This is a genomic window from Comamonas sp. SCN 65-56 (assembly GCF_001724135.1).
Taxonomy (GTDB): domain Bacteria; phylum Pseudomonadota; class Gammaproteobacteria; order Burkholderiales; family Burkholderiaceae_C; genus Comamonas_C.
The window spans coordinates 1-6,604 of sequence record NZ_MEDS01000043.1; the positions used below are offsets into that span (position 1 = coordinate 1).

General features: G+C 62.5%; 5 protein-coding genes. 2 read left to right on the forward strand and 3 right to left on the reverse strand.

All coding sequences use genetic code 11. The annotated features are described in order from the left end of the window. Positions 1-153 precede the first annotated feature (153 nt). Together ABS45_RS17290 and ABS45_RS17295 are read left to right on the forward strand one after the other, a co-directional pair. Positions 154-702 (forward strand): tyrosine-type recombinase/integrase, encoded by a 549-nt coding sequence (locus ABS45_RS17290; RefSeq protein WP_291558152.1) that lies wholly within the window; start codon positions 154-156, stop codon positions 700-702. A 77-nt stretch (positions 703-779) separates the two neighbouring features. Continuing rightward, positions 780-992 carry an AlpA family phage regulatory protein gene (locus ABS45_RS17295; RefSeq protein WP_291558154.1) on the forward strand — a complete coding sequence of 71 codons (213 nt, stop codon included), beginning with the start codon at positions 780-782 and terminating at the stop codon, positions 990-992. Positions 993-1,161: 169 nt separating this feature from the next. Here ABS45_RS17295 and ABS45_RS17300 read toward each other — a convergent pair whose 3' ends face one another. The 3 genes from ABS45_RS17300 to imuA are packed head-to-tail and all read right to left on the reverse strand — an operon-like array spanning position 1,162 to position 6,249. Then, positions 1,162-4,275, reverse strand: a complete 3,114-nt coding sequence (locus ABS45_RS17300; RefSeq protein ID WP_291558157.1) for an error-prone DNA polymerase — start codon at positions 4,273-4,275, stop codon at positions 1,162-1,164. Then, entirely contained in the window at positions 4,272-5,585 is a 1,314-nt protein-coding gene (locus ABS45_RS17305) for a DNA polymerase Y family protein (protein WP_291558160.1), read from the reverse strand. The genes ABS45_RS17300 and ABS45_RS17305 overlap by 4 nt, the downstream gene beginning before the upstream one ends. Beyond that, on the reverse strand, positions 5,530-6,249 hold the full coding sequence (imuA, locus tag ABS45_RS17310; RefSeq protein WP_291558163.1) for a translesion DNA synthesis-associated protein ImuA: 720 nt from the start codon (positions 6,247-6,249) through the stop codon (positions 5,530-5,532). The genes ABS45_RS17305 and imuA overlap by 56 nt, the downstream gene beginning before the upstream one ends. Between the last annotated feature and the right edge of the window lie 355 nt (positions 6,250-6,604).

The window sequence follows — 6,604 nt, forward strand, 5'->3', positions numbered from 1 at the left end:
AGCTGAAGCAAAATACTTCAGTAACTTGGCAATCAAACACGCTTCGGAAGAGGCAGCCACTTTAACCACGTAGCCTCCTCGAAACCTGGGACGATTCAGCGCGAGAACCAGATTGTCTCGACTGACGCAGCGTGGTCGGCGGTGCTCAAACCAGTGAAGAACGCAGACCGCAGCCGCGACCTGTACCTAGACCGGAGCCAGCGAGCGGCATTTATCCAAGCGGCGGCGCCCGACGTGGCCGCGTTCATGAAGGCGCTGGCGACGCTGCCGCTACGCCCTGGCGCCATGGCCGCGCTCACCGTTGGCGACTACAACCGCAAATTGAAGACGCTCACCGTGGAGTCGGACAAGGCGAACGCGGGCCGGCGCATCTCCCTGCCTGCCACGACCGCGCAGATATTCGCCGACGCGAGCAGAGGCAAGTTGCCCGACGCATTTATGTTCACCCGAGACGACTGCGCGCAGTGGGAGAAATACAAGTGGCGCGGGCCAGTGAGAGACGCAGCTGTTACTGCCGGCATGCCTGACGGTTGCAGCTTGTACACCCTACGGCACAGCGTGATTACTGACCTCGTTCATGCGGGCGCTGACCTGTTGACCGTCGCGCAAATCAGCGGCACGAGCCTGCGGATGATTGAGCAGCACTACGGCCACCTGCGCGGCAACGTGGCAGCGGCAGCGCTGGAGGCCGTCGCGCTGTAGGCGGAAATGTTTAAAACACGGTCCTAGACGTGTTCAGGTGCACCGCTGTGGACGCACTCAAACACGGATAGACCCGAATGACGAATGATATTGACTCAATCCTGCCGCTGAAGAAAGTCCTCGAAATTTACCCCGTAAGCCGCTCCACGTGGTATGCCGGCGTGAAGAGCGGTGAATACCCGGCGCCGCTGAAGCTCTCGCCGCGACGCGTCGGGTGGCGATGCAGTGAGATAGCAAAACTTATTCGCCGAGTCGCAGAGCCCACGGTGAGCGTTAAGGAAGCGGCGTGAGGTACGAGGGAATTCCCTCGTCAAAAAAATCCCCGCTGGCGGGCGGGGACGCCGTTCGATTGAGGGTGAACGCCAGCAGTAAAGGGCAGCAGCGCGTATCGTAAATACTGCGGCCAACCTACGTGCTGGAAACCCTCGTTGCACAGCGCTTCCTCGGTCTTCCTTGCGGTCAATGAAAATCCCTCGACGCGGTCGCCAGCTCCCCCAGCATCGGGGTCAAGTCTGCCACCCGATGCGCAATGAGGTTCTTCACATCTCCCTCGCGTTGCCATCTTCCGTAAACAGCGAGCAACCGGGCACGCAACAGCACCACTCGCTGCTTTTCCTTGAGCGATTTCCAGACGATGACCTGCACGTTTCCCGTTTCGTCCTCCAGGCTGAGGAAGAGGACGCCGTTGGCCGTTGCAGGCTGCTGCCGAACCGTCACGATGCCTGCGTAGCGTACAAACCGTCCATCGGGCGCCTGTTCAAGTGCCGACGCAGTTACCAGTCTGTGTCTGTCAAGGGCGAACCGAAGAAGGGCCAAGGGATGGCTGCGCAGCGTCAGGCCGACCGTGTTGTAGTCGTGCACGACTTCCTCGCCCTCTAACGCGGGTAACAGTTCAAGGAAGTCCTCGTCGACTGGTGCAGCCTGCAGCAGCCTGGGCGGCCGCTGCAGCGCTGAGGCTTGCCAAACCTGTTGCCGCCGGTGGCCCGACAGGCTCTTGAGTGCATCGGCGCCGGCCAGCAACTGCATCTCATGCTGGTCCATCTCCGCGCGCCTGGCCAAGTCTTCCGGGTCGTCGAACGGGGCCTCGGCACGCGCTGCCATGATGCGCAGGGCCGATGCTTTCTTGAGCCCTTTCACCAAGCTGAGTCCCAGCCGCACCACAGGAGGTTCCGGCAAATCCTCCAGGCAAGAGTCCCAATCGCTGTGCATGACATCCACCGGCCTGACGATGACGTCATGCCTTTGTGCGTCCTGAACCAGCTGCGACGGCGAGTAAAAACCCAGCGGCTGCGAATTCAGCATGGCTGCCAGGAATTCAGCAGGGTGATGGCACTTCAGCCAGCACGATGCATAGACCAGCAAGGCAAAGCTGGCCGCATGGCTCTCCGGAAAGCCGTACTCGCTGAAGCCCTTGATTTGCTCGAAGATTTGCTTCGCGAACGCTTGCTCGTAGCCACGGGAGGTCATGCCGTTGACAATCTTGTCGTAGTACTTCTGCAGCCCCCCCTTGCGTTTCCACGCGGCCATGGAGCGGCGTAACTGGTCGGCTTCGCCAGCGGTGAAGCCCGCAGCCAACATGGCCACCTGCATCACCTGCTCCTGAAAAATCGGCACGCCCAGGGTTCTGCCCAGAGCCGCCCGCAACGCCTCACTTGGAAACTCGACTGCCTCCCTGCCCTGCCGACGGTTCAGGTATGGATGGACCATCTGGCCCTGGATGGGCCCTGGTCGGACGATGGCAACTTCAATGACGAGGTCATAGAAGCATCGTGGTCTCAGCCGCGGGAGCATCGACATCTGCGCCCGGCTCTCAATCTGGAACACCCCAACGGTGTCCGCCCGCGAAATCATCTCGTACGTGCTCGGGTCTTCCGCCGGGATGTCTTGCATCGAGAAGTCATAGCCCTTGCGCAAGCCGACGAACTCCAGGGCGCGCCGAATGGCGGACAGCATGCCGAGCGCGAGCACGTCAACCTTGAGCAGACCCAGGGCGTCCAGGTCGTCCTTGTCCCATTCCACGATAGTCCGGTCTTGCATCGCGGCGTTTTCCACCGGCACGATGCGGGTCAGGGGCTCCTTCGTGAGCACAAACCCACCCGGGTGCTGCGACAAGTGGCGCGGCATCCCGATGAGCTGGCCTGTCAGCGTCAGCAGCTGCTTTACTGCCAGGTCGTTGGGGTCGAGTCCCGTCTCGGCCACGCGCTGCAACATGGCATCGCTGCCATCCCACCACATCAGGTTGTGCGACAGCGCGTCCAGCTGCGCGGGCTCAAAGCCCAGCGCCTTGCCGACGTCCCGAAACGCCGACTTGGAGCGGTAGGAGATGACCACCGACGTCAGCGCAGCGCGGTCTCTGCCGTACTTGCGATACAGGTACTGGATGACCTCCTCGCGCCGCTGGTGTTCGAAGTCAACGTCGATGTCGGGCGGCTCGTTGCGCTCGCGGCTGATGAATCGCTCAAACAAGACGTTCATGCGCGCCGGGTCAACCTCCGTCACGCCGATGCAGTAGCACACGACGCTGTTGACCGCACTGCCACGGCCTTGACAAAGAATATGCTGCGATTGCGCGTAGCGAACGATGTCGGCGACCGTCAGAAAGTAGTGCTCATACTGAAGGTCCCGGATGAGCTCGAGCTCGTGTTCGATTTGCGCCTGCACCTTTGCCGGAATTCCTTGAGGCCACCTTCGCCCGGCCCCCTCATAGGTCAGGCGGCGCAAGTACGTCGTGGGCGTTTCCCCGTCCGGAACGACCTCGTCGGGATACTGGTAACGCAGTTCGTCCAGTGAGAACTGACAACGGGCGGCAACGTTCAGGGTCTCGGCCAGCAAGTCGGCCGGAAAGCGTTGGGCGAGAAGCAGGCGGCTGCGCAGATGCTGCTCTGTGTTCTGCTCCAGGTCCAGGCCACAGTCGGTCAGCGGCCGACCAACGCGCGTGGCAGCCATCACATCATGCAACGGTTTGCGCGAACGCACGTGCATGCGTACATCACCCGAGGCAACGAGCGGAATGGCCGTCATCGCGCTGACTTGGCGCAGTCGATACAGCCACATCTCGTCGTCGAGCACGCGGTAGAGCTCTACCCCAAGCCAGCACCGGCCGATGAAGTGCGTCAGCAGCCACCGTGCCACGGTCTCCAGATGCGGGTCGGTGGCCTCCCTGTCTGGGGACACCAGAACCACGCAATCGGCCAGTGCCTCGGGGTAGATGTCATCGATGGCAAGCTGATAGCTGCCTTTCGCAGACTTGCGGCGCAGGCCGGTGATGAACTCGCAGAGGTTGCCGTAACCGTTGAGGTTGCAGGCGAGGACGACGAGCGTGAACGGCGTGGCACCGTTCACTGCGAACTGGCTGCCGTACAGGAGCTTCAGTTCATGTTCTTTGCCTGCGACATGGGCGCGGACCACGCCAGCCATAGAGCACTCGTCGACGATGGCCAACGCGGTGTAGCCAAGCGCTTTGGCGCGTTCAACCAATTCCTCGGGCCAGCTGGCACCCTTCAGGAAGCTGTAATTGGTCAGGCACCTCAGCTCGGCGTAGGCCGGAATGCCTTCGCGTGGGTCGACGCTCATGCGAAGGCTCCGTGGAGATACCAAGCGGTCTGCTCCTTGGCCAACCGCTCCTGGAACACCCAGAGGACGCCGCAATGGGAGCTCAGCGCCACCCAGTAGTCTCGAACCACGTTGCGGGTCTCTTGGGCATCGCCATCCGTGACCCGGTGCCACCAGCCGCCTTCGACCCGGTGCGGCCCCGTGAGCAGCTGCAATGTTCCCTGATACATCGGCCTGTCACCGTGCATCGCCAGGCGCAACGGTTGGGACAGCACAAACGTTGGCTGCGGAAAACGGCTGTGCCGAGCTCGCTTGGTTTGCAACGGCATCGGCGCAGGCTGCCAGTGCTGCATCCATTCCAGACGATGGTCCTCGACGACGACCGGCCGAAGCACCCGCTCCGGGCCCAGCCGTGCGGCGATGCGCTCCAACACCAGAGTCAGTGACTCGTCCTGTCGAGTGACATCGGGCAGGAATGAGGTGCTCAGCTCCTGCATCGGATGCACCTCCAGCACTTCGAGCTCGATGTCCCCCGCAGGGGCTTGAAGTTTGACCTTGGCGAGATTCTCGGCAAGCAGGCGACACAGGTGCTCGACGTCACGCATCGGGGCAGCCGTGCGGATGGTGATTTCGCCGCTTTCACTGGTGTCTCGCGGGCGCATGGCATCGTGCATCCATCGCAGCAGGAATGCCGTCGTGCCGATGTGCCGTGCTGCCAGCCAGCCACACAATTGCACGACAAGACGGCGGGCGCCAAACAGCAGTACGGGGGCCGACTCGACGCGCGACATCAGCTCAAGACGCGCTTTAAACGTCTCGGGAAGTTTGACCCAGACATGTGCCTCCGGGCGGAGGCCATAGGCCTGGTCGAGCGCGACCAGTAGTTGTTTGTCGAAGCGACGACTGATGCCACCTCGCGGCAAGCCTCGGACATCACCCAAGGTACGACAGCCCAGTTGGGAGAGCGTTGTGACGTGAGGCTGTACGGCCGCCAGCGTCACCATCGGCAGCGCATCCAGCAAGGTTGTGAGGGCACCCCGCACGCCGTTCTCTCTGCCTGCCCGCGCAAAGGCGATTGCCGCCAGACTCGTTGGGGCCCAGGCGATGCTGGAAATGCCTAGGTCCGCGCCCTCCCGCAGAATTCGGTCTCGCAGCGCACGTCTGCCGCCAAAGAGCCGCGTGCTGGCCTCCACCTCCATGACCACGGCGTCTTCCACGATGGCGGTGCGCGGCGTGAACTGCAGCGCCCAAATCGAGAGTCCGCGCAGTTGGTCATCAGGCGGCCGCTTGCTGTCTGTGCTGGGGGGTACCAACAGGGCTGCCCACAACATCGGCGGCCTCTCGGAGAATCAGACGGCTGGGGTGACGCAGCCGCGGGGTCAGCACCGAAACGAGACCGCCCGGCACTGAGGGCAAGGTCAGTACGTCTTCGTGCGATGGGCCTCGCCGTTTCAGGATACGCACGTTCAATTCCCAGTCCACTCCCACCGATGCGTAAATCCGCAATGGGGATGCGGAGGACTCATGGCGGGCGGCCTCGGGCCTGCAAAGGAATACCAGGGCGTCGCAAGCCTGTGCGCAGACCTGCAGGCGCCGCAGCTGCTCGGGGCGCGCCTTGGGCAGCCACGAGAGTATGGCGCCGGCCGCATTCGACTTGATGAGCTGCTCGGTAGTCCACAGGCGCTCCGCCGGCAGGTCTGCTTGAATCCAGATGAACTGCCTCTCGCTCAGGCCCACTTGCTGCAGGCCTGGCAGATGCGGATGCCGGGGTGGACCGATGACGACAACCTGCCCGCCGGCCTCGACCACGGGGCGTAGCGCAGGCGCCAACAGGCGCCATTCGAGTACCGCAGGCTGGGTTGCCAGTACCTCGATGACCGCCTGCTGAGGCCATCCCCCTGCGGGAAGTTCGGCGTCCAATGCCGCCCACCCCGTGGGTCTGGTGCCTGCCATGCGATGGCCCAATTCATCACCGCGCCACACGGCCCGGGCCACGGCGGGAGGCAGCGGTGGCGCCGACTTGCCGCATTCGTTGGCAGCGACCGGTGAGGAACAGGAACGAAGCGGAGACATCTTCGGCATGAATAATGTATTTATATACAGTATCACAAGCGCCGCCGCATGTCCATCCATCGGACTTCGCCGAGCAGCCCAGCCTGCCAGAATTGGTTATGGCTGAGTCGAGCTTCGCATGGCTTCAGACAGGGAGCATACGGATGAGCCCGACTCCGATGAGTCTCGATGCCAACGTTTGAACCGCCCCGGTTTCCGAGGAGGCTCAAATCTTTGAGAGGATTGAGCCATGAACAATGCAACGAAGTTTTCCGCAGAGGTGCGCGAACGCGCAGTG

What these genes read in the sequence shown, in the direction of transcription:
- ABS45_RS17295 (WP_291558154.1), top strand. Translation starts at nt 780, where the DNA reads ATGACGAATGATATTGACTCAATCCTGCCGCTGAAGAAAGTCCTCGAA.
- ABS45_RS17305 (WP_291558160.1), bottom strand. Translation starts at nt 5,585, where the DNA reads ATGTTGTGGGCAGCCCTGTTGGTACCCCCCAGCACAGACAGCAAGCGG.
- ABS45_RS17300 (WP_291558157.1), bottom strand. Translation starts at nt 4,275, where the DNA reads ATGAGCGTCGACCCACGCGAAGGCATTCCGGCCTACGCCGAGCTGAGG.